This is a genomic window from Dysgonomonas termitidis, assembly GCF_042654545.1.
Lineage (GTDB): Bacteria > Bacteroidota > Bacteroidia > Bacteroidales > Dysgonomonadaceae > Dysgonomonas > Dysgonomonas termitidis.
Genome location: NZ_JBHSGN010000138.1, coordinates 20737 through 44708, shown reverse-complemented (window position 1 = coordinate 44708; position 23972 = coordinate 20737). Strand labels below are relative to the sequence as shown.

Genomic DNA, 23972 nt, shown 5'->3' with positions numbered 1-23972 from the left:
TAATATGTATAGCTTTGATTTTGTCTGATTGTGGCAGATGATTGCCAGTGTATTTTTCGATAAGATGGCGGTAAGACAAAGAACGGCCCATAAACAGTGTTTTATGAGCCGCCGCTAAGGTATTATTTGTTTACTTCTTTTCTATATAATCTTCAACAATTGCCTGAGTCAGCCCCATATTGGAGAATCCTCCGTCATGGAACAGGTTTTGCATGGTTACCATACGTGTCAGATCTGAGAACATAACGATACAGTAGTCGGCGCAGGATTCCGCACTGGCATTACCCAGTGGCGACATTTTCTCTGCGAAGTCGAAGAATGCGTTCATTCCACCGATTCCCTGTCCGGCAGTAGTCAATGTAGGTGATTGGGATATTGTATTTACACGAACTTTTTTATCGCGGCCATACACATAACCGAAGCTGCGTCCAAAAGATTCAAGTAATGCTTTTGCATCAGCCATATCGTTATATCCGGTAAATGTACGTTGAGCAGCAATATGGGTAAGCGCAAGTACAGAGCCACCTTCGGCAATAGCATCCAGTTTTTTCGCAACCTGCATCATCTTATGGAAAGAGATAGCTGAGATGTCGAGTGTCTTATCTAAGAATCCATAATCGAGGTTGTCATATGCTCTCTCTTTGCGAAGATTCACCGACATACCGATTGAGTGGAGTACAAAATCAATCTTACCACCAAGAGCTTCCATCGATTGTACGAATACTTGTTCAAGGTCTTCTACACTGGTAGCATCGGCAGCAATAACTTTTGCATTCAGTTTTTCTGACAGGGCTTTGGTCTCACCCATTCTTACGGCTACCGGAGTATTCGATAGTGTGATGATTGCTCCTTGTTCTACGGCTTTTTCGGCCACTTTCCATGCAATTGACTTTTCATTCAATGCACCGAAAACGATTCCTCTTTTGCCTTTTAATAAATTGTTACTCATTTTTATCGTTATTTGATGATTATTAGCTACTTAATAAATATGAGATAGCTGTTTGTTAATTCTTTATCGCACAAAAATAGTAAAAATGTGCAATAGTTGATGCTAATAGATATAAAATTTACAGGATGCGCTCTCAACTTACCGGAATCTCTACTTTCTTTTTACTTGTAAGAATCACCAATAATACGGCCCCTATGATAATCAGTAGCCCGCACAGGCCGTTCCATCCGAATGGTTCGCCAAAATGGAATATCCCCACGGCTGTAGCGACTACGGGCTCTAACGATCCGAGTATGGATGTAATGGTAGACCCGGCATGCTTCACTGCCGCAACAAGTGCGAGATTGGATATGACCGTTGCAAATAATGCCAGGCCGATAAGATTGAAAACAGACGGTATATCCGGCACCAGTTCGATGCCTGTGGCAGAGTAAGAAAAGACTGCGAATATAAAGCCGCCGAAGAGCATCACATAGAAAGTGATGGTTTCGGGCTCCAGCTTCTTTATTTCGGGGCCATTGAGCCATACTATATAGATCGAATAGGTGAAGACGGTCATCAGTACAGCCAGTAATCCGGTTGTATTGATAAATCCGGAATCGCTCCAGCATAGCAATGCCACACCTGTCAGTGACAGGATAGCTGCGAATAAAAGATTGCGGGACAATTTCTCCCGATAGAATATAATCATCATACAGGAAACCGATACAGGATAGAGAAAGTGTATGGTGGTGGCAACTCCGCTCGAGATATAATTATAAGAATAGAGCAGCCCCATAGCCGTCAGTGTATATAATAGGCCCAGGCAGAGAAGCTGTGCCGCAGCCTTAGGCGATATCCGGAGGTTCTTTTTCCTGATAAGGCATACCGCGCCTATCAGCAATACCGAAATCAGGCATCTGTAAAAAAGGATGGATGGTGCGTGCATCCCCGTTTTTAGCAAAGGGATGGAGAAGAACGCAATGAGTCCGAATGTCCCTGACGAGATAAGTGCGAGTATGATGCCTTTTGTCTTGTTCATGTTATCTTTCTTTAACGGGTGCAAATCTAATAAATATTTTTCGGAAGCCTGCTACTTTGATATGTGAGGATAGGAAAGGCAAAAAATAAAAACCCTTTACTTTCATTTGTAAGTAAAGGGTTTGATATATTGTTTAATGTGGGTGTTTATTATTCAGACTGTCCTTCCGGGGTTATCATGTCCGTATTATCTCCATCTTTCTTAATCTCTATTTCCACATCTTTAGGCGGCTCTTCGGTTTCCTTTAATATCTCTTCGGAACGGGAAACCCACTGGCGCTCTCCAAATATTTTCTTCAGGTCTTCGGCAAATATGACTTCTTCCGTTACCAATAGATTTGCCAGTTTTTCATGCCCGCCTGCATGTTTGCGCAACAAGTCTTTAGCACGCTCATACTGTTCGTTTATCATTGCCTGCACTTCCTTGTCTATGAGCAGGGCAGTTTCTTCACTATAAGGCTTGGTGAAGCCATAGGCTTCGCCCGATGAGTCATAGTAACTTATGTTCGGCAACTTTTCGCTCATTCCCAGATATGAGATCATGGCATATGCCTGCTTGGTTACCCTTTCCAAGTCATTAGCGGCGCCGGACGATATATGACCGACAAACACCTCTTCCGCAGCCCGGCCTCCAAGCAATGCGCACATTTCATCCAGCATTTGCTCTTTGGTTGTAATTTGCCTTTCTTCGGGCAGATACCACGCAGCCCCGAGGGCTTTACCCCGCGGAACGATAGTAACTTTCACCAAAGGATTAGCATATTGCAGGAACCAACTTAATGTGGCATGTCCGGCCTCGTGTATGGCAATGGTCTTTCTCTCGTCGAGAGTTGTGACTTTATTCTTCTTTTCCAGACCTCCCACAATGCGGTCCACTGCATTGGTGAAGTCATCTTTCTGTACAACCTTCTTTCCTTTACGGGCAGCGATCAGCGCGGCTTCATTACATACGTTGGCAATGTCTGCTCCTGAGAATCCCGGTGTCTGGCGGGCAAGGAATTCCACATCCACCGTATCATCTATTTTTACAGGACGAAGATGTACTTTAAATATTTCCTTACGGTCGTTCACATCCGGCAAATCGACAGTTATCTGGCGGTCGAAACGTCCGGCGCGGAGTAAGGCTTTATCCAGAATATCGGCGCGGTTGGTTGCGGCAAGAATAATGATACCGCTGTTTGTCCCGAAACCGTCCATTTCCGTTAATAACTGATTCAATGTGTTTTCACGTTCATCGTTCGAACCCATATTCAGGTTGCGTCCACGGGCGCGTCCGATAGCATCGATCTCGTCGATAAAGATGATACATGGTGATTTTTCTTTAGCCTGCTTGAACAAATCCCTTACGCGGGATGCTCCCACACCGACGAACATTTCCACAAAGTCGGAACCCGACAGGGAAAAGAACGGAACATTCGCCTCTCCTGCAACAGCTTTTGCAAGCAATGTCTTACCTGTTCCCGGAGGGCCTACAAGCAATGCGCCTTTTGGTATTTTACCCCCTATTTCGGTATATCGTGAAGGGTTCTTAAGGAATTCCACGATTTCTTCTATTTCTTCTTTGGCTTCCGACAATCCGGCCACATCTTTGAATGTAACGCGCAGATCGGACCCTTTGTCGTATAGTTGGGCTTTTGACTTGCCTACGCTGAATACTCCGCCGCCGCCACCGCCACCGCCGCCTGACATCCGGCGCATCATATAAATGAAAAGTCCGAATATCAATACGATAGGCAGGAAGCTTAATAGTATATCCCACGCGCTGGTCGTATTTGGTTCATAACTGACATCGATATTGTAGTTATGCTCTGCCCTTACTTTGTCGTAAAAGTCAGAAAATTTATCGGCCGAAGGTATTTTTACCAGAATGGAAGGTTTGTCTCCCGCCTTATCGGCATCAGCCTTGAACACATGGCTGACTGAGTCCTTCCGGACAGTTGCCTTCAGCGTATTGCTTTTGTTATCGACTACGATCTTGCTTATACTGTTGTCCTTAACATAACCCTGAAATTCGGACCATGCTATTTCTTTCTGAATTCCACCGGTATTCTCGGAGAAAAAGTACATTCCGATAATGGCGGCGAATACGATCAGATATATCCAATAAAGGTTAAACGGCATCTTCGGGCCTTTCATCCCCGGCGTCTTCGGTCTGTTATTTTCTCCTTTGTTATAATTATCCATATATTATTTTGATGGTAATATCTTTTTAATTCGTTTTTTTGGTTTTACGGAATACAACAATCGGCGAAGGCTATTTGTTGTCAGTCGATGTCAGGGATACTTTCCAACTGGGCATCGGCCCATAGATGCTCGATGTTATAAAATTCACGCAATTCCGGCAAGAAGACATGTACAATAACCGTACCATAATCTATTCCTACCCAACGGCCTTCGCGTAAACCGTCGATAGTGATAGGACGTTCTTTCTTCTTTTTCTTAAGTGAATCTACGATTTCATCCGAGATGGCACCTACTTGTATAGGAGTGTTTCCTTCGCATATAACAAAGTATTGGCAGATAGTTCCTGGTAGTTCTGTCATATCCACTATGACAATATTCTTTGCTTTTTTATCCTGACATGCAGCTACAATGCTGTTTACTAGAGATTTTCCTTCTTTCATTCGTATTTTTAAAGTGTTTGAATCTGTTTGAACCTACAAATATAAGTTGTTTTTTGAACAATTCGCTTATATATTATAGAAGAACAAATAATTAATGGAGAAAGATGGAGAGGGAAAGATAAAATCGGCTTACTTTTGTAGCATGAAAACATATGACCTGATAACAATACTAGGCCCCACCGCATCAGGCAAAACAGATTTTGCCTGTCATCTGGCTCATTCTCTCGATACTGAAATTATCAGCGGGGATTCCCGGCAGGTGTATAAGTCAATGGATATCGGCACCGGTAAAGATCTGGCCGATTATATGGTGGACGGTAAAGATATACCTTATCATCTGATAGATATTCGCGAGGCAGGGGATAAATATAATATTTTCGAATACCAGTCAGATTTTCATCAGGCTTATACAGGCATCAAAGGCAGGGGAAAACTCCCCATTCTGTGCGGAGGGTCAGGCCTCTATATCGAATCCGTGTTAAAAGGGTATTCACTTGTAAATGTTCCTGAGAATAAAGAATTAAGAAAAAAATACGAAAATCACAGCCTGCGGGAGCTTACCGATATACTGGCGACATTTAAGAACCTCCACAACACTACCGATGTAGATACGGCCCAACGCGCCATCCGCGCGATAGAAATAGAAGAATACAAAAAAGAACATCCACTGGAACAGAACGAATTTCCTCCGTTAAACAGCCTTGTTATCGGAGTCGGTATCGACAGGGACCTGCGCCGCAAGAAAATATCGAAACGTCTTAAATCCCGTCTCGATGAAGGGATGATAGAAGAGGTACAGAAAATACTGGATAAAGGTGTCGCGCCCGACGACCTCATTTATTACGGACTGGAATATAAATATATCACGCTCTATCTGCTAAGAGAGTTATCCTATCAGGAAATGTTCTCACAACTCGAAATCGCTATCCATCAGTTTGCGAAGCGGCAGATGACATGGTTTAGGGGGATGGAGAAAAGAGGTATCCATATTCACTGGATAGATGCGTCACTGCCCATGAAAGAAAAGGTAGGGAAAGCGCTGAGGCTCCTTCAATAAAAAATAAACAGGAAAACACGATTATATTCCTCAAACTCGATATAACTATTTTCGTTATATCGAGTGCAAAAGTATGATATCAGCTATTGCCTTTTGGGTTAATGCAGGGTTAAATAGTAAAATTGAATATATATTCTTGTTTCTTGAATAGGATTTCAGTATTCATGTAAATTATATACAATAGATTTACAGAGAATTAGGTAGGCTCTTATTTTAGCACCATGAAAAATAACTTTTTTACAGTTATTCTCCTGTTTCATCTTCTGTTTATTATGCTTCCGCAGATGAAAAAGCAGGAAGAATCTTCCGGCTTTACCTCCGAAGGTGCAATTTTAGCCATAAATGTATTTAACGAAACCTGTTTAAAGATGTCTCAAATCTATTTCCGGAAGGGATAGTAGCAGAGAGTGACGCCTGTAGATACTGGTTCACCCGCAAAAAAAATAATTAACAACTAATTATAAAACCGGATTTAATGAAAAAATTATTATTGCTTTGTCTCAGCCTGAGTGCGTTGCTGAGTTGTAAAAATGAGAAAGTACATGACTATGAAGTCATCAAAAATGATCTCAGGGCCCCGGCCTATCCTCTGATAACGATAGACCCTTATACCTCGGGCTGGTCGTTTACCGACAATCTGTACGATGGAAATGTAAAACACTGGACAGGAAATGATTTTCCTCTTATCGGTGTGGTAAAAGTGGATAACAAGGCTTATCGCTTCATGGGAATAGAAGAAACTCCGATGCAGACTGTCGCCCCAAACTCGGAGCAGGGAGGATGGACCGGGAAATATGTTACTACCAAACCCGCCGGTAACTGGTTCAATAAGGACTTCAACGACGCCGGATGGAAGGATGCCCCTGCTGCTTTTGGCTCTGTTCCTCAGGAAACTACGGCCAAAACAGAATGGAACACAGAATATATCTGGGTAAGGCGTATCATCAATCTGGATGAAGATTTATCGGGGAAGAAAGTATATCTTGAATATTCCCACGACGATGACGCGATTATATATATCAATGGTATAGAAGTGGTCAATACTGGAAATGCCGCCAAGAAAAACATTCTGGCCTCCTTATCAGAGGAGGTGGTAGCCACACTGAAAAAGGGAGAGAATATCATTGCCGGCTATTGTCACGACCGTGGAGGCCTGGCCTTACTCGATTTTGGTTTGGTAATGGAAAAAGATCATAAGAGATTATTCGAAACCACAGCTGTTCAGAAATCTGTAGATGTACAGGCTACACAGACCCATTATACATTTACATGTGGCGAAGTAGATCTGAAACTGACTTTCACAGCGCCTTTGTTCATGGAAGACCTTGCTCTTCTGTCGCGTCCTGTAAATTATATTACTTATAATGTTTCATCTAATGACGGCAAGGCACATGATGTAAGCCTGTACTTCGAAGCCTCACCGGTATGGGCTCTGGATAAACCGTTGCAGCAATCGGTAAGCGAAGGATTCGAAGACGGGAACCTTATATTCCTTAAAACCGGAAGTCTCGATCAGAAAATATTGGGAAAATCGGGTGATAACGTGCGCATCGACTGGGGGTACTTCTATCTGGCCGCCGAAAAAGAAAATACAGCCTCAAGTATAGGAGACGGTGATGAACTGAGAGCCAATTTTATAGAAGGTATCAAAAAAGAATCTACGGAAAAAAGGGAGAATACAGGTGACAAGTTGGCTCTAACCCGTTCACTGGGTTCTGTAAATAATACTGTCGCCGGAAAAATAATGGTTGGTTATGACGACATATACTCTATCCAGTATTTCGGAGAGAACCTGAGACCATATTGGAATAAGGCAGGAGACCAGAGCATTACAGGCATTTTCCACAAGGCGAACCAGGAATATGATAAACTTATAGAGAAAGCATATTCATTTGATAAAGAATTGATGACAAAAACAGCGCAGGCCGGAGGTAAAGAATACGCAGAACTCTGTGCTCTTGCCTATCGTCAGGCCATCTCCGCGCATAAGCTGGTAGAAGCTCCTAATGGCGATTTACTCTTTTTATCGAAAGAGAACTTCAGTAACGGTTCCATTGGTACGGTAGACGTAACATATCCGTCGGCGCCTTTATTCCTGTACTACAATCCTGAACTGGCAAAAGGTCTGCTAAACCATATCTTCTATTACAGTGAAAGCAACAAATGGGTGAAGCCTTTTCCTGCTCACGATGTAGGTACTTATCCCCTGGCTAACGGACAAACATATGGCGGAGATATGCCGGTGGAAGAAGCCGGAAATATGCTGGTTCTTACCGCCGCGATCGCGCACATAGAAGGAAATGCCCAATATGCTGAAAAACACTGGGGTGTATTGACTACATGGACTGATTATCTGGCCGAAAACGGACTCGATCCCGAGAACCAATTATGTACCGATGATTTTGCGGGACATTTTGCCCATAATGTTAATCTTTCTATAAAAGCTATAATGGGTGTTGCATCGTATGGTTATCTGGCCGATAAATTGGGGAAAAAAGATGTGGCACAAAAATATACAGCAAAAGCAAAAGAAATGGCGAAGGAATGGGTGAAAATGGCTGATGACGGCGATCACTATCGTTTGACATTTGACAAACCGGGAACCTGGAGCCAAAAGTATAATCTGGTTTGGGATAAAATACTGGGTACGGGGATCTTCCCTGAGGAGGTTGCACAGAAGGAAATTGCTTATTATCTTCGTAAGCAAAATAAATATGGATTGCCTTTAGATAACCGTGAAACTTATACAAAAACAGATTGGATCATATGGACAGCTACTCTTGCTCAGGATCAGGAAACATTCCGGAAATTTATCAGTCCTTTATACTTATTTATGAATGAAACCTCCGACAGGGTACCTATGTCAGACTGGGTATTTACTGATCGGCCAAATCAGCGCGGGTTTCAGGCAAGGTCAGTCGTAGGGGGATATTATATAAAAATGTTAGATCGTTAATTAAAAACACAAAAAAATGAAAAGAATAGGATTATTATTCTTAGGCATTGTTGGTTTGCTGGGCGCGGCAAAAGCACAGCAGGCCGAATTAGTAGACTATGTCAGTCCCCTGGTAGGTACACAGTCGAAGTTTTCCCTATCCACAGGTAATACCTATCCGGCTATTGCCATGCCCTGGGGAATGAACTTCTGGATGCCCCAGACCGGAAAAATGGGTGACGGATGGGCCTATACTTACGACGCCGACAAGATTCGCGGATTCAAGCAAACACACCAACCAAGTCCATGGATAAACGACTACGGACAATTCGCCATTATGCCTGTAACAGGAGAGGCTGTCTTCGATCAGGACAAACGGGCAAGCTGGTTTTCTCATAAGGCTGAGATAGCCAAACCATATTATTATAAAGTTTATCTCGCCGATCATGATGTGGTAACAGAGATGGCACCCACAGAAAGAGCTGTAATGTTCCGCTTCACATTTCCCGAAAACGACAAATCGTTCGTTATCGTGGATGCTTTAGACAAAGGTTCTTACGTAAAGATAATCCCCGGTGAGAATAAGATTGTAGGCTATACCACCAAAAATAGCGGGGGAGTACCCTCAAATTTTAAGAACTATTTCGTTATTGCGTTCGATAAGCCGTTTACATACAAAGCATCGGTAGCCAGCGGTAATATTACCGAAGGCGGGCTTGAAGTCTCAGATAACCATGCCGGAGGCATAATAGGCTTCTCCACCAAAAAAGGAGAAATTGTACATGCAAGGATAGCATCTTCTTTCATCAGCCCCGAACAGGCCGAACTGAACCTGAAAGAACTGGGAAATGACTCATTCGACCAGATAGCTCAAAAAGGACGTGACCAATGGAATAAGGTATTGGGACGCATCATAGTGGAAGATGACAATATCGATAACCTGCGCACATTCTACTCATGTCTTTACCGCTCAGTATTGTTCCCGCGCAGCTTCTACGAAATAGACGCAGCGGGCAAGACTGTTCACTATAGCCCGTACAATGGCGAAGTATTGCCCGGCTATATGTTCACCGATACAGGATTCTGGGATACTTTCCGCTGCCTGTTCCCGTTCCTGAACCTGATGTATCCCGATATGAATACCAAAATGCAGGAAGGATTGGCTAATACATATAAAGAGAGCGGATTCCTCCCTGAATGGGCAAGTCCGGGGCATCGTGGCTGTATGGTGGGCAACAATTCGGCATCCGTCGTAGCCGACGCCTATCTCAAAGGATTGAGAGGATATGACATCGAAACACTCTGGCAGGCCGTTATACACGGAGCCAATGCCGTACATCCCAAAGTAAGTTCTACCGGCCGTCTGGGCTGGGAGTATTACAACAAGCTGGGATATGTTCCTTACGATGTGAAGATAAATGAAAACGCAGCACGTACACTCGAATATGCTTACGATGACTGGTGTATCTACCAGCTTGGTAAGAAGCTGGGTAAGCCTGCCAAAGAGATAGATATCTATGCCAAACGGGCGATGAACTACAAGAACCTGTTCGACCCAGAGCATAAACTTATGCGTGGAAAGAATCAGGACGGCACGTTCCAGTCTCCTTTCAATCCGTTGAAATGGGGAGATGCCTTTACCGAAGGCAACAGCTGGCACTATACATGGTCGGTATTCCACGATCCTCAGGGTTTGATAGACCTGATGGGCGGCAAAGCAGGGTTCAACCAGATGATGGATTCCGTATTCAGCGTGCCGCCGTTATTCGACGACAGCTATTACGGGGGAGTTATCCACGAGATACGCGAGATGCAGATAATGAACATGGGCAACTATGCGCACGGCAACCAGCCGATACAGCATATGATCTATATGTACAACTATTCTGCCGAACCGTGGAAAGCTCAGTACTGGGTACGTGAGGTAATGGACAAACTCTATACTCCTAATCCTGACGGCTACTGCGGAGATGAGGATAACGGGCAAACTTCCGCGTGGTATGTATTCTCTGCTGTGGGCTTCTATCCGGTATGCCCGGGCTCGGATGAGTATATTTTAGGTTCGCCGTTGTTCAGGAAGGTGACGTTGAACCTGGAAAACGGCAATAAAGTTGTGATCAATGCTAAAGATAACAATAAGGCAAACAGATATGTGCAATCTATGACAGTAGACGGACAAGTCTATACTAAAAACTACCTGACACAGGAACAACTGATGAAAGGCACGGCAGTCAACTATCAGATGGCTCCAAAACCGAACGAAAACAGGGGAATAACCGAAAGCGATTTACCTTATTCGTTCTCTAGAGAATTGAAAAATACAAATCCTAAGAATAAGAAAAAATAAAAATTATGAATAATAAAACTTATTTTAAAAAAGGAATTTTAGGTCTTTGCGTTTTAGGCTCGGCGCTTTTTGTTAATGAGGCAAAGGCTTCCACTCCTATACTGAATGGCAACCTGGTTTTCGCTCAAGACAATACGGTAGTTAAAATTCCGGCAGATTACAAGAGTAACCGCCCTGAGAAATCGAAACGGTTATTTACTTCCAAAGCCGTTGAAAATGAAATTGTCCGTGTAAAGAAGCTATTGAAAAACGCCAAACTGGCCTGGATGTTCGAAAACTGTTTTCCCAATACGCTGGATACAACAGTCCGCTACCGTAAGACAGACGGGAAAGACGACACTGTGGTTTATACCGGGGATATCCATGCTATGTGGTTACGCGACTCGGGAGCGCAGGTTTGGCCATATGTGCAGCTTGCAAATCAGGACCCCGAACTGAAGGCTATGCTGGCAGGTACGATCCGCCGCCAGTTCAAATGTATTATCATCGACCCGTATGCAAACGCGTTCCTTGATCCGCACGATCCGAATCCGGATCACCAATGGATGTCGGACTTGACGAATATGAAGCCGGAACTGCATGAGCGTAAATGGGAAATAGATTCGCTATGTTATCCGTTGCGTCTGGCTTACCATTACTGGAAGACTACAGGGGACACTTCAGTATTTGATGAGGAATGGCTGCAGGCAATTACTCTGATCCTGCAAACATTCAAGGAGCAACAACGTAAAGACGGTGTAGGGCCTTACAAGTTTCAGCGTAAGACCGAACGCCAGCTGGATACGATGAACAATGACGGATATGGTAATCCTGTAAATCCTGTCGGGCTGATTGCTTCATGTTTCCGTCCTTCCGATGACGCTACTACTTTCCTTTTCCTTGTTCCGTCTAATTTCTTTGCCGTTACTTCGTTGAGAAAGGCTGCTGAAATACTGACTACTGTAAATAAGGAGACAGAACTGGCTAAAGAATGTACAGACCTTGCTCAGGAGGTGGAGACCGCCCTGAAGAAGTATGCTGTTTATAATCACCCTGAGTATGGGAAAATCTACGCTTTCGAAGTAGATGGTTTTGGCAACCAGTATCTGATGGATGATTCCAATGCGCCAAGCTTATTATCGTCCGCTTATCTGGGAGATGTCGATATAAAAGACCCTATTTATCAGAATACGCGTAAATTTGTGTGGAGCGAAAGCAATCCTTATTTCTTTAAAGGCAGTGCCGGAGAAGGTATTGGCGGGCCTCATATCGGTTATGACATGATATGGCCAATGAGTATCATGATGAAAGCCTTTACCAGTCAGGATGATAAAGAAATACAGGCATGTGTGAAGATGTTGTTGGAGACGGATGCCGATACCGGATTTATGCACGAATCTTTCCACAAAGATGACCCTAAGAAGTTTACCCGTTCGTGGTTTGCATGGCAGAATACGCTGTTTGGTGAACTGATACTTAAACTGGTAAATGAAGGCAAAACAGATTTGCTGAATGATATAAAATAAAAATATTCAGATATTTATTATTTATGGAGAATCGTACAACCTCAAAAGTTGTACGATTTTTTCATTTATCTCTGTGATTATATTGGGATCTGGGAAACGGGATTGCTTCGTTTGGCGTAATCGTTATCGAATGATTGTTCTTGCTGCGCAAGACACGGACTGGAGCAGTAGCGGGCGAAGTTTATTTTTCAAAAGAATTTTATCTATATGGTTTAAGTCGTTAGCTATTAGCTGATAGTTCTTTGAAGTATTGATTAAAGCAGTTACGAGTTACTTCGCCCTTTGGGCAGTTACGAGTTACGAGGGAAAGAATTAGCTCCTCTGACCGTTGGTTCTTAATTCTTAATTGCTTTCGGTGTTACCTTTTATATAGTGTTCTTTGTGTAAATCTTTGTGCCCCTTGTGGTAAAAAGTTTTCAACCACTAAGTACACGAAGGGAATCACAAAGGGCACAAAGGCTAAAAAACTGTTACTTTTGTTACCTTTTAACAAGTAATGAGTTTTCCCCCCGCCGGAGCGGACCCAATGACAAAGTGGCCAGTACATTGATAGTATCGTTTTAATTTTGATCAGCCCCTGCATGCGGTTAGAAAAAATGTTACAGTAATTTTTATTGAATACTTAATTTCTTTAGTTTTGCATATTAACTAATTTTATTTACAATTAATTACCACAACTATGCACAAAAAGAGCCTGATTCTAATACTGTTTCTTACGATGGGAATAGTAGGAGGTAACGCGCAAATAAGAAATCCCTTTAAAAAGAAGAAGAAAGAGGAAAAGAAAGAAACTGCCGCGCCTGCCGCCAAACCAGCGACGCCTCCCGGTGAGCCAAAGCCATACGGGGAAGTGATAACCAAAGAAGCAAAGACAAATACAGGCTTTTTCAAAGTACATAAGGTAAAAGATAAATTCTACTTCGAATTACCCGATTCTATCATGGAACGGGATATATTGGTAGTGAACAGGATATCCAAGGCTCCTGTCAACAGGTACAAATCGATGGTTGGCTATCCCGGCGACCAGATAGGAGAGAATGTTATCCGCTTCGAAAAGGGGCCGAACAACAAAGTTTTTATCCGTAGCATCTCATATCTCGAGCAGGCAAACGATACACTGGGTATGTACCAGTCTGTAAAGAACTCGAATATACAACCCATCATGGCCACATTCGCAGTACAGGCTCTGAACAGGGATTCTGTAAACAAAACATCTGCTGCTGTCATAGATATTACCGACTTCCTGAATGGTGACAATAACCTTTTCTTTTTCGACACCAATATGAAGAAGTACAGGGGTATCGGAAACTATTTTGCCGACAGAAGTTATATAGACACTATCAAGGCATACCCTATCAATGTTGAAATCAAGACAGTTAAGACATACGCCCAGGTGCCGCCGCAAGGATATCCTTCTCAGGCGGCACAGTATTTCCCTAGCGACCCGATGACATACGAGCTGAACAGCTCTCTCGTTTTGCTCCCGAAAGAGCCGATGAAACCGCGTTTGTTCGATCCCCGTGTAGCTTATTTTGCTGTAAGGTACACCGATTTCGATTCCAATTCGCAGGGGATAGATTATAAATCGAAGATCACCCGCTGGAGACTGGAGCCAAAGAATGGAGAGTTACAGAAATACGTGAACGGGGAACTGGTGGAACCGGAAAAACCGATCATTTTCTATATAGATCCCGCCACACCGAAAAAATGGGTGCCATACCTCATACAAGGTGTCAATGACTGGCAGAAGGCTTTTGAAAAAGCAGGCTTTAAAAACGCGATCATAGGAATGGAAGCGCCTAAAGATTCCACATGGAGCCTCGAAGATGCGCGTCACTCGGCAATCGTCTACAAACCGTCCGATATACCGAATGCCAGTGGCCCGCATGTACATGATCCCCGCAGCGGTGAAATAATAGAAACACATATCAACTGGTATCACAATGTGATGCTCTTGTTGCGCAACTGGTATATGATACAGGCTGGAAATGTGGATAAACGCGCCCAAAAACTGAAGTTCGAAGACGAACTGATGGGCGAACTTATCCGTTTTGTGTCATCGCATGAGGTAGGACATACATTAGGGCTGAGACACAACTTCGGATCTTCGGCGACCGTACCTGTCGAAAACCTGAGAAACAAGGAGTGGGTGGAGGCAAACGGGCATACACCTTCGATAATGGACTACGCCCGGTTCAACTATGTCGCCCAGCCCGAAGATAATATTTCGGAAAAAGGACTATTCCCCCGTATCGGAATATATGACGACTGGTCTATAGAATGGGGTTACAGATATTTACCGGAATATGCGACTGCGGAAGACGAAATTCCGTTTTCTAACAAAACCATAATGGAAAAACTCCAAAGCGACAAGCGTTTTACTTTCGGAACGGAAACCGATCAGGACGATCCCCGCAACCAGAGTGAAGACCTCGGCGACAATGCCATGCTGGCAAGTACTTATGGTATAAAGAATCTCCGGCGTATTGTTCCGCAAATACTGGAGTGGACTAAAGAGCCGAATAAAGACTACGCGATGGCTACTTCCATATATGGAGAAGTAGCAGGGCAATATGCGCGCTATATGGGACATGTAACTAAAAATATCGCAGGTATTTACCGCACTCCTGTAGTTGTCGAACAGTCGGGTAATTCGGAAGAATTTGTTCCGGCAAGCATACAAAAAGAAGCAATGCAGTTTTTAGACCAACAGCTATTTACCACTCCCGAATGGTTGATAGACAAAACGCTGATAACAAAAGCGAGTGTAGACCCTGTAAGCTCGATCGGAAATATTCAGAAAAGGACGCTGGACCGCCTGATAAGCAGATATACAATAGACAAAATGCTGCGTGACGAGGCATATAACGGGTCAGGCGCCTATACGGCAATAAATATGTTCAGCGACCTGAAAAAAAGTATATGGTCTGAGCTTACAAACGGAAAGGCGATCGACATCTATCGCCGAAACCTGCAAAAGAACTATGTCAATGCCCTTATCAGCATTATAGATACTAAGAATGCAAATCCGCAGACCCAGACAAGGGCTTCAGACGCCACAGGTATTGCCCGCACGCAATTGATAGACCTGCGCCAGAGCATACGCAGTGCGGCGGCCTCGTCGTCAGGGATTAAGCGCAGCCATTTGCAGGATTTATTAGCGCAGATAGAAACTGCATTGGATACCGGTAAATAATATGAAAATGCAGTTGGAATATTTAGACAGAAATTCTTTATTAATTTCTAATTTGATAATTATGAAAAAGAACATTGTTATTTCCATTTTATTACTTTTGGCCGTACTGGCATCATGTAATAAAAAAAGCGGGGAAGATAAATCCAAACCTGTAATAATTGCATATGTAAGCGGTTATAACGGACTGACGGATGTGAGTAAAATATCACCCGGTAAGATTACTCATATCAACTATGCCTTTGTAGACGTACAGGCAGGAAAAGCTTTCCTGACAAACGAAGCTACCGACACGGTCAATTTCAGGAAACTGAATGAGTTGAAACAGCAGAACCCCGAACTGAAAATCCTTATATCGATCGGAGGATGGGCATGGAGCAGGAATTTCTCGGACGCCGTATTGACTCCCGAAGGACAAAAGACATTTGCCAAATCTGCCGTTGAGATCATGAGTAAATATAATCTCGACGGAGTGGATATAGATTGGGAATACCCTGCCATGGAAGGAGATACAGGCAATGTATTCCGCCCCGAAGATAAGCAGAACTATACACTGATGTTCGCTGCCATCAGGGCCGGGCTGGATGAGCTCGAAAAGGCATCGGGTAAGAAATACCTGCTCACAACGGCTGTGGGTGGCTCTCAGAAGTTCATCGACAATACGGAGATGGGTAAAGCTCAGGAATACCTCGACTATGTAAATATAATGACCTATGACTATCAATCTAAAGAAAAGGCTATTCATCACACCAACCTTTTAGCTTCGGATAAGTATAGCGAATCCAATAGTGCCGATATAGCTGTAAAGGCTTTTCATGCAGCAGGAGTCCCTATGGAAAAACTGGTAATGGGTATTGCTTTTTACGGGCGCATCTATAAAACGAAGAAAGATTCATCGAAAGGAGTGGGAGATCCGGTAACCGAACAAATACAGGGAAAAGGATACACATTTATCAAAGACAGCCTGGTAAACCAGAATGAGTATTACAGATATTGGGACGAAGCGGCGCAGGCCCCTTACCTGTTCAATTTTTATAAGGGTGAGTTTGTTACCTACGACGATGAAGAATCGGTAAAAGCAAAATGCGGGTATGTGAAGACTAACGGAATGGCCGGAGTTATGTTCTGGGAATACAGTTCCGATCCTAAAGAGTACTTGTTGAACGCAATTAACCAGGTACTGAAATAATAAATTTTAACCCTCCCCGTTTTAAGGATTGGACTTCTGTTTGTACTTTTGATTATTGACTAAAGTGCAGAATAATATAGAGGCTGTCCCAAAAGTATTTTTTCATATCATTTTGTCATGTTGAACGGAGTGAAACATCTCGTATCCGGAGGGCCGAGATTCTTCGTTACACTCAGAAACAACGTTCGGCAGAGCGAAGCGGAGCCAATGACAAAGAGGGTAACACTTTAATAGTGTAATATTACTTTTGGGGCAGCCTCCTTATAACTATAGGATTTGAATGAGAAAAAAACGGATACTCTGGGCCGATGACGAAATAGACGTGTTGCGCGCTCATATTCTTTTCCTTGAAGAAAAAGGATACGACGTGACTCCTGTGAACAGCGGCCAGGATGCGCTGGACTGCGTAAAGGGCGAATCTTTCGATATCATATTCCTTGACGAAAACATGCCCGGACTGGCTGGTATGGAGACCTTGAGCCTTATCAAGGAGATCAACCCCAATATTCCTGTTATTATGATTACCAAGAGCGAGGACGAAGGGATCATGACGCATGCCATAGGCAAGAAAATAGCCGATTATCTGATCAAACCTGTCAATCCGCACCAGATACTCCTGTCACTGAAAAAGAACCTCCACAAAGACGATATCGTTTCCGAAATAACGCTTGAAGGTTACCGGGAAGAATTTTCACGGATCAGCGCGCATATGAATGATTCTCCCGATTACAACGACTGGATAGATATCTACAAGAAACTGGTATATTGGGAAATAGAGCTGGATGCTTCGCAAAGTCCCCTGGCAGACCTTTTACGGGTACAAAAGCAGGAAGCTAATAACAGCTTTAGCAGATATGTAAAAAAGAATTATGAATCGTGGATATCAGATGCAAAAGATAAGCCGCTGATCAGCCCCGAACTTTTCCCTAAAAAAATACTTCCGTTACTGGACAAGGGGGAAAAAGTATTTTTTATCCTGATAGATAACTTCCGCCTCGACCAGTGGTGGGAAGTAAAAGACCTGCTGGCAGGCGATTTCAATATTTCGGAGGAGGAATATTTCAGTATCCTGCCCACGGCCACGCAATATGCCCGTAACGCTATTTTTTCCGGACTTATGCCGTCACAGATTGTGAAGTCTTATCCCGGCCTGTGGGTGGAAGAGGATGAAGACGAGGGTAAAAACCTCAATGAAGAGGTATTTTTACAGAAACAATTGGAAAGATACGGAAAGGAATATACCTTCTCCTATAATAAATTATTGTCTTCCTCGTCAGGCGAAAAGCTTGTGCAGAATATAAACACGATGAACAGCAAGCCACTTAATGTCATTGTCATCAATTTTGTGGATATGTTATCCCATGCACGTACCGAATCGAAGATGATACGTGAACTGGCTTCAGACGAAGCTGCATACCGTTCTCTGACCCGTTCGTGGTTTAAACATTCCAGTACAATGGATATTTTGCGAAAAGCGAGGGAGATGGGGTATAAAATAATCCTTACCACCGACCATGGCACTATACGCGTGAAAAATCCGGTGAAAGTCATAGGGGATAAAACCGTAAACTCCAATATCCGTTACAAATTCGGCCGGAATCTGGAATATGACCGCAAAAAGGTTTATGACATCCATTCTCCGGAGAAAGCAGGATTGCCGTCTCCCAATATAAGTACAAAATACATCTTTGCCACGGGTGATGACTTCTTTGCATACCCCAATAATTACAACTATTATGTATCCTACTATACCGGTACATTCCAGCACGGGGGTATTTCTATGGAGGAGATGATCGTGCCTGTTATTACATTGACGGGAAAATAGCTGGACCGGCCTCTCCTGATATTCAATGGGGAAAACACAATAAGGTAAAGCAGGTTCTTGTTATTCCTTAAAAAATATCCTGATGGTGTTCAAAGTTATAAATATATAATGCTATAAACCGAATTATTCCTAAATTTGCATCTCAACAAAACTTAGTATGGATAAAAAGCTTTTAATAGCAAAACCAGTAACGGAAGAGCTGAAAAAATTCAATACCTATTACAAAGATTCTGTCTTTTGTAATAACGTAAGGATTCAGGAGATTATAGATTATATTATGAAATCGGATGGCAAACGGATACGTCCCATTCTGTTACTATTAGCGGCAAAGGCCTGTGGAGAAATAAACAATACGACTTATAACTCCGCCATAACAATAGAACTTCTGCATACAGCTTCCCTGATACATGACGATGTTGTTGATGAATCCAAAATAAGGAGAGGAATGGCTTCGCTGAATGCTATTTACGATAATAAGATGGCTGTACTCGCGGGTGACTATTTCCTGTCCACAGCCTTGATTAAAAGCGTACTGACCGGTAATATCGAAATTATATCGCACGTTTCGGATTTAGGACGTGACCTTGCCGAAGGCGAATTGAACCAGCTCTCACTGGTCAAGGAACTGATTCTGGATGAGGATGAATATTTTCAGGTGATAAGGAAGAAGACCGCATCACTGATGTCGGTATGTATGCGTATAGGAGCAATGTCGGTGAACGCGCCGGAGGAAGAAGTGGAAAGGTTTACCAAATTGGGAGAATATCTCGGGGTTTGTTTTCAATTGCGGGACGACATATTCGACTACTTTACGGATGCCATTGGCAAGCCTACAGGAAATGATATACGCGAAGGGAAAGTTACACTCCCTTTGTTATATGCTATAAGAAATGCGCCGGAGGATGAAAAGAAGGAATTATTGTCCGTCATTTTTTCATACAATTATACAGACCAAAATATACATAAGCTTATCAGCTACGCTAAAGGGCACGGAGGTATAGATTATGCCTACCGCAAAATGGAAGAATATAAAAATCGCGCGGAGGAAATAATCGCGACGGTTTCAGAGACTGACGTGCGTGAGGCACTGGAAGCTGCCGTAGAGTATATTGTGGAAAGAGCTTACTGATATTTTATCTGCTACTGTAACAATATATCCCTGACCGGATGTTGCCCAATCTCTTAATACTGTTACTATCCCGGAATTGAACCGGGTGGCATTATCATTTGTTCCTGCCCATACAATGGAGACTTCTTACAATAGTTCATCAAGTGTAGCGATTGCTCCGCCTGCAGCGGGATTAAGGCTTATGGCCTGTATTCCGGCAGTTCCTGGATATTGCTTGCAGTCTGAAGTCCGGATATATCCCCCCCATTCTCCGATAAAAATAGGGATGGATAACCCTGAAACTTGTGTTAATTAAGAAGAAAGAGTTTTTTCAATACCATAAATTCTCCTTGTACAACTTTCCCAAGCTGTATTTTAGATGTTGAATGCAAAATAAAGACAAAATGAAGATATGGAATTGATATGGCATGGGTAATAACCGGATGTCATATAAACTCTTTCTTTGATATTCTCTGAATTAAAATGATTTGTATATTTTCTTTTGATGATATTCACTATGGAATAAAGAGCTTTTTTTGCGGGGAAAAAACTCCTGGTAGCAGTTCTGTTTAGCCCCTTTTCCTTTCCCTCTGATAAATAGTTAACTTCCGGATTTTCGCAAGGGAAAGGGCCAGAGCGGTTTATGTCTGTTAAGATTGGAAATATCATTGTGTTGTTCTGTTTGCTATTGTGTTGACTATATAGTCATTAGCGTTTCAAAGGTAAAACGGGAAAATTATATCCAAATGGTGATAGTGATTGTTGTTTCATACCGGAATCTTCATTACCAACACATGTAGTTTCGGCCGTCCCTATCTTTATTACGCTTACTTTACGACCACAAAATTATGGCAAAATTTCCATATGCCTGTTACACATTTCCGCATTAATTTTATATATTTTGAGATTTTATCGGAACATCTGCTATGCTATTGGTATAAAGTATATGAGGCCTGCGCAGACCTGCAGTTGCTTGCGGCTCGAGTTCTTTTTGTTTTTGTATCTGTCTTATTGTCAGGCATCTGAACTGTAAGGATGACGGTTTCTGTTGGGATCTTAATGATTTATATACAGGAAATAAGAGAATCGGTCAGTAACAGGTATACGCATACTGCCGGAATAGCCAGTATTGTGCTGTCGAAACGGTCGAGGATACCGCCGTGCCCCGGTATCATATTACCTGAATCCTTTACTCCGAGTGTACGTTTTATTAATGACTCGAAGAGGTCGCCCCAAGTGCCGGCCACCACTACCACGGCTGCGAAGCCAAGCCAGGAAAGAGTGCAAAGATTTGGGAAGAAATGTGCAAAAATGAGAGAAGAAGCTATCGCTGCAATCGCGCCGCCGATAAAGCCTTCCCATGATTTCTTAGGGGAAATCCGCTCGAATAAGCGGTGCTTTCCGAAAGCCATACCTGTAAGATAGGCGAAAGTATCGTTTACCCATATTGTTACCAGCAGGGCAAGAATATATACATAATGATAGCTTCCGGGTTCATAGGCAAATACAAGATAGTTTGTCAATGCTAAGGGGCCTGCAATGTAAACCTGCCCTAAAAGTGAATGGGATAAGGACTGGATAGGATTTTCCCGTTTCATATACAACTCGCTGATGAAAAGGACTATCAGATAAATCATATATGGGACAAAAGCCAGTGCTGATGCTGAATGGACACAATAGTAAAATCCTCCTAAAAAAAGGAAAAATCCTCCTAATATATTCCATGGCCGGATAACGCGAACTTTGGCGCTTTTTTCTATCAATCCGTAAAACTCATACAGGCATAATACGGTGAGCAACGAGAATATAATAACAAAAGTATATTCATCTTTAAGTATTCCTCCGAGTAACAGGCCGATGAATACAGCTCCGGCGAGGATACGGACAACGATATTAGGTAATTTCAATGTGTTTCTTTTTTCATTATAACGTAACAAAAGTAGTAAAAATAGAGATATTTTATCCAGATATTCAGAAAATAAAAGGATTGGCGGTTTCAGCTATCTTTTTCCGTAAATAATAGGCTGAATTATTTGTCAATGAAAATGTTCCGGATACGAATATAATGTTCATTCATTTGCCTCTTCTTTTGCATTTTATTATTTTTGTTTTTCAAATTAATATAAAATGAAGTATTACAGTACGAATAAGAATGCGCCGCAGGTCGGTTTGCAAGAGGCGGTAGTCAAAGGTCTGGCTCCTGATAACGGGCTTTATATGCCCGAAATGATAAAGAAATTGCCACAATCTTTTTTTGACAATATAGGCAATATGAGCTTTCAGGAGATAGCATATACGGTTGCAGATGCTTTCTTTGGAGAAGATATAGAGGCTGGCACTCTCAAAAGTATCGTATATGATACGCTTAACTTCGATACTCCTGTAGTACATGTAAAAGATAATATATACAGCCTTGAACTTTTTCATGGTCCTACTCTTGCGTTTAAAGATGTGGGGGGGCGTTTCATGGCCCGCCTGCTCGGCTATTTCATTAAGAAGCAAGGACAGAAAGATGTGAAAGTGCTGGTGGCCACATCGGGAGATACGGGCAGTGCTGTCGCGAATGGCTTCCTGGGAGTGGGAGGTATTCATGTATATGTCCTTTATCCCAAGGGTAAGGTAAGCCAGATACAGGAATGCCAGTTCACCACATTAGGGCGGAATATAACAGCAATAGAAATAGACGGCACATTCGATGATTGCCAGGCGCTGGTTAAAACTGCTTTCCTTGATGATGAACTGAACCGGAAACTGAATCTTACTTCCGCCAATTCCATAAATGTAGCCCGGTTTCTTCCTCAGGCATTCTATTATTTCCATGCTTATGCCCAACTTGCCAAGCTGGGAAAAGCCCGTAATATTGTCTTTTCGGTACCTAGCGGTAATTTTGGGAATATTACCGCCGGACTCATAGCTAAACGCATGGGGTTGCCTGTAAAGCGTTTCATCGCGGCAAATAACAGCAATGATATTTTCTATAAGTATCTGCAAACCGGAGAGTATGATCCCCGTCCGTCTGTGCAAACAATCGCCAATGCCATGGATGTGGGAAATCCCAGTAATTTTGTCCGGGTACTCGACCTTTACAATAAGTCATTAGACGAAATAAAGAAAGATATATCCGGGAAATGGTATAGTGATGACAATATAAAGAAGACAGTAAAGAATACTTATGATGGAACAGGATATTTGCTCGATCCTCACGGGGCGTGTGGTTATCAGGCTTTAAAAGATGAATTGCAGTCTGATGAAACGGGTGTTTTCCTTGAAACGGCGCATCCTGCCAAATTTCTGGAAACAGTAGAAGGCATTACCGGCAAACCGGTTGCTATTCCCGGGAAGTTACAGGCTTTTATGAAAGGGGAAAAACAAAGTATAGATATGGGCAAAGAGTTCGCCGGTTTTAAGCAATTCCTTTTGAAATAAAAACAATAAAGCCCGGTTTGGATACCGGGCTTTATTGTTATATGAAAGAATGATCAGAACTTATATCCTAAAGTAACGGAAGCATTCCTGTTTTTTACTTTCCCGGCTTCTTGAGATATATTATATAGCCCGAAATCATATCTAAAGCTTATATTCACATGTTCATACTCTACTCCCATGCCGATACCGATACCCCAGTCAAATTCACGGAAGTGGGTATCACTGAAAGTCTCTTTATCTCTTCTCCAGTCGTTTATAAGATTGTAGTACGGAAGATGACGCATGTATTCGTTCAGATTCATTGTGATGGTCTCTCCCGGAGTTTTTAAAATAACTTCGTCCCCAAGCTCGGTTGGCCCGCCAACACCGTAGGCTATATAGGGGCCGGCTTGCACCATCAGTCTTGTTTTTTCCGATAAGTCAAATTTATATCCCAGATGTACAGGTACCTGGATATAAAAAGCAGCGATGGTTGAATTTTTGATATCCAGACTTGTGCCTTCCTCCTCGTTTTTATTCAGAAGATCGAATTTGGCACCCTTATTGGCGAATTCGATTGCGGAAGAAATATACAAATCACGATTAAGGAAATAGTCGAATGTAAGTCCCCCGGTGAAGGAATGTTTCATTCTGGTTTTGTAAGAGTACTCACTAAGGTCTGAAAATACAAATCCGGCTTTGGCTCCGAAAAAGAATTTTTTTTCTTGGGCGCTGACAGATAAGCCTCCAATTAAAAAAATTGCAGCTAAGGTAATTTTAATCTTTTGTTTCATAAAATATTCGGTTAAGATGAT

At 42.7% G+C, this 23972-nt stretch carries 15 protein-coding genes; 9 read left to right on the top strand and 6 right to left on the bottom strand.

Features of this window, described 5'->3' with window-relative positions; genetic code table 11:
* Positions 1-130: 130 nt before the first annotated feature.
* From ACFO6W_RS22665 to rsfS, 4 genes are all read right to left on the bottom strand, one after another.
* Entirely contained in the window at positions 131-949 is an 819-nt protein-coding gene (locus ACFO6W_RS22665; RefSeq protein ID WP_380000783.1) for an enoyl-ACP reductase FabI, read from the bottom strand.
* A gap of 133 nt (positions 950-1082) precedes the next feature.
* Positions 1083-1970, bottom strand: a complete 888-nt coding sequence (locus ACFO6W_RS22660; protein ID WP_380000781.1) for a DMT family transporter — start codon at positions 1968-1970, stop codon at positions 1083-1085.
* Between the two features lie 149 nt (positions 1971-2119).
* Positions 2120-4153 (bottom strand): ATP-dependent zinc metalloprotease FtsH, encoded by a 2034-nt coding sequence (gene ftsH / locus ACFO6W_RS22655; RefSeq protein WP_380000779.1) that lies wholly within the window; start codon positions 4151-4153, stop codon positions 2120-2122.
* 80 nt (positions 4154-4233) lie between these two features.
* Positions 4234-4593 (bottom strand): ribosome silencing factor, encoded by a 360-nt coding sequence (rsfS, locus tag ACFO6W_RS22650; RefSeq protein ID WP_380000777.1) that lies wholly within the window; start codon positions 4591-4593, stop codon positions 4234-4236.
* Between the two features lie 142 nt (positions 4594-4735).
* Between rsfS and miaA the strand changes: the two genes are divergently transcribed.
* The 8 genes from miaA to ACFO6W_RS22610 all read left to right on the top strand — a co-directional run bounded on the left by miaA (position 4736) and on the right by ACFO6W_RS22610 (position 19773).
* Positions 4736-5650 carry a tRNA (adenosine(37)-N6)-dimethylallyltransferase MiaA gene (miaA, locus tag ACFO6W_RS22645; RefSeq protein WP_380000795.1) on the top strand — a complete coding sequence of 305 codons (915 nt, stop codon included), beginning with the start codon at positions 4736-4738 and terminating at the stop codon, positions 5648-5650.
* A 475-nt stretch (positions 5651-6125) separates the two neighbouring features.
* Entirely contained in the window at positions 6126-8606 is a 2481-nt protein-coding gene (locus ACFO6W_RS22640; protein ID WP_380000775.1) for a glutaminase domain-containing protein, read from the top strand.
* A 16-nt stretch (positions 8607-8622) separates the two neighbouring features.
* Positions 8623-10932, top strand: coding sequence for a GH92 family glycosyl hydrolase (locus tag ACFO6W_RS22635; RefSeq protein ID WP_380000773.1), 2310 nt, complete (start codon positions 8623-8625; stop codon positions 10930-10932).
* Between the two features lie 5 nt (positions 10933-10937).
* Positions 10938-12437 carry a glycoside hydrolase family 125 protein gene (locus ACFO6W_RS22630; RefSeq protein WP_380000771.1) on the top strand — a complete coding sequence of 500 codons (1500 nt, stop codon included), beginning with the start codon at positions 10938-10940 and terminating at the stop codon, positions 12435-12437.
* Between the two features lie 679 nt (positions 12438-13116).
* Complete coding sequence (locus tag ACFO6W_RS22625) at positions 13117-15633, top strand: zinc-dependent metalloprotease (RefSeq protein ID WP_380000769.1); 2517 nt, start codon at positions 13117-13119, stop codon at positions 15631-15633.
* Positions 15634-15694: 61 nt separating this feature from the next.
* Positions 15695-16819 (top strand): glycoside hydrolase family 18 protein, encoded by a 1125-nt coding sequence (locus ACFO6W_RS22620; protein WP_380000767.1) that lies wholly within the window; start codon positions 15695-15697, stop codon positions 16817-16819.
* Between the two features lie 280 nt (positions 16820-17099).
* The gene (porX, locus tag ACFO6W_RS22615; RefSeq protein WP_380000765.1) at positions 17100-18644 is read left to right on the top strand and encodes a T9SS response regulator signal transducer PorX; all 1545 of its coding nucleotides are present in this window, start codon (positions 17100-17102) and stop codon (positions 18642-18644) included.
* A gap of 157 nt (positions 18645-18801) precedes the next feature.
* Positions 18802-19773: a polyprenyl synthetase family protein gene (locus ACFO6W_RS22610; protein WP_380000763.1), complete on the top strand. Its 972-nt coding sequence runs from the start codon at positions 18802-18804 to the stop codon at positions 19771-19773.
* 1043 nt (positions 19774-20816) lie between these two features.
* Here the strand turns inward: ACFO6W_RS22610 and ACFO6W_RS22605 are convergent.
* The gene (locus ACFO6W_RS22605; RefSeq protein WP_380000761.1) at positions 20817-21659 is read right to left on the bottom strand and encodes a phosphatidate cytidylyltransferase; all 843 of its coding nucleotides are present in this window, start codon (positions 21657-21659) and stop codon (positions 20817-20819) included.
* Positions 21660-21879: 220 nt separating this feature from the next.
* Here ACFO6W_RS22605 and thrC point away from each other — a divergent pair, with 220 nt between their 5' ends.
* Positions 21880-23178, top strand: a complete 1299-nt coding sequence (gene thrC, locus ACFO6W_RS22600; RefSeq protein WP_380000759.1) for a threonine synthase — start codon at positions 21880-21882, stop codon at positions 23176-23178.
* Positions 23179-23231: 53 nt separating this feature from the next.
* Here the strand turns inward: thrC and ACFO6W_RS22595 are convergent, their stop codons facing one another.
* A complete protein-coding gene (locus ACFO6W_RS22595; RefSeq protein WP_380000757.1) occupies positions 23232-23951 on the bottom strand; it encodes a porin family protein in 720 nt (239 codons plus the stop codon).
* Between the last annotated feature and the right edge of the window lie 21 nt (positions 23952-23972).

Excerpts from the sequence above, each read along its gene's own strand:
- thrC (WP_380000759.1), top strand. The coding sequence starts at position 21,880 with ATGAAGTATTACAGTACGAATAAGAATGCGCCGCAGGTCGGTTTGCAA.
- ACFO6W_RS22640 (WP_380000775.1), top strand. The coding sequence starts at position 6,126 with ATGAAAAAATTATTATTGCTTTGTCTCAGCCTGAGTGCGTTGCTGAGT.
- miaA (WP_380000795.1), top strand. The coding sequence starts at position 4,736 with ATGAAAACATATGACCTGATAACAATACTAGGCCCCACCGCATCAGGC.
- porX (WP_380000765.1), top strand. The coding sequence starts at position 17,100 with ATGAGAAAAAAACGGATACTCTGGGCCGATGACGAAATAGACGTGTTG.
- ACFO6W_RS22610 (WP_380000763.1), top strand. The coding sequence starts at position 18,802 with ATGGATAAAAAGCTTTTAATAGCAAAACCAGTAACGGAAGAGCTGAAA.
- ACFO6W_RS22665 (WP_380000783.1), bottom strand. The coding sequence starts at position 949 with ATGAGTAACAATTTATTAAAAGGCAAAAGAGGAATCGTTTTCGGTGCA.
- ACFO6W_RS22635 (WP_380000773.1), top strand. The coding sequence starts at position 8,623 with ATGAAAAGAATAGGATTATTATTCTTAGGCATTGTTGGTTTGCTGGGC.
- ACFO6W_RS22630 (WP_380000771.1), top strand. The coding sequence starts at position 10,938 with ATGAATAATAAAACTTATTTTAAAAAAGGAATTTTAGGTCTTTGCGTT.
- ACFO6W_RS22620 (WP_380000767.1), top strand. The coding sequence starts at position 15,695 with ATGAAAAAGAACATTGTTATTTCCATTTTATTACTTTTGGCCGTACTG.
- rsfS (WP_380000777.1), bottom strand. The coding sequence starts at position 4,593 with ATGAAAGAAGGAAAATCTCTAGTAAACAGCATTGTAGCTGCATGTCAG.
- ACFO6W_RS22660 (WP_380000781.1), bottom strand. The coding sequence starts at position 1,970 with ATGAACAAGACAAAAGGCATCATACTCGCACTTATCTCGTCAGGGACA.
- ACFO6W_RS22595 (WP_380000757.1), bottom strand. The coding sequence starts at position 23,951 with ATGAAACAAAAGATTAAAATTACCTTAGCTGCAATTTTTTTAATTGGA.
- ACFO6W_RS22625 (WP_380000769.1), top strand. The coding sequence starts at position 13,117 with ATGCACAAAAAGAGCCTGATTCTAATACTGTTTCTTACGATGGGAATA.
- ftsH (WP_380000779.1), bottom strand. The coding sequence starts at position 4,153 with ATGGATAATTATAACAAAGGAGAAAATAACAGACCGAAGACGCCGGGG.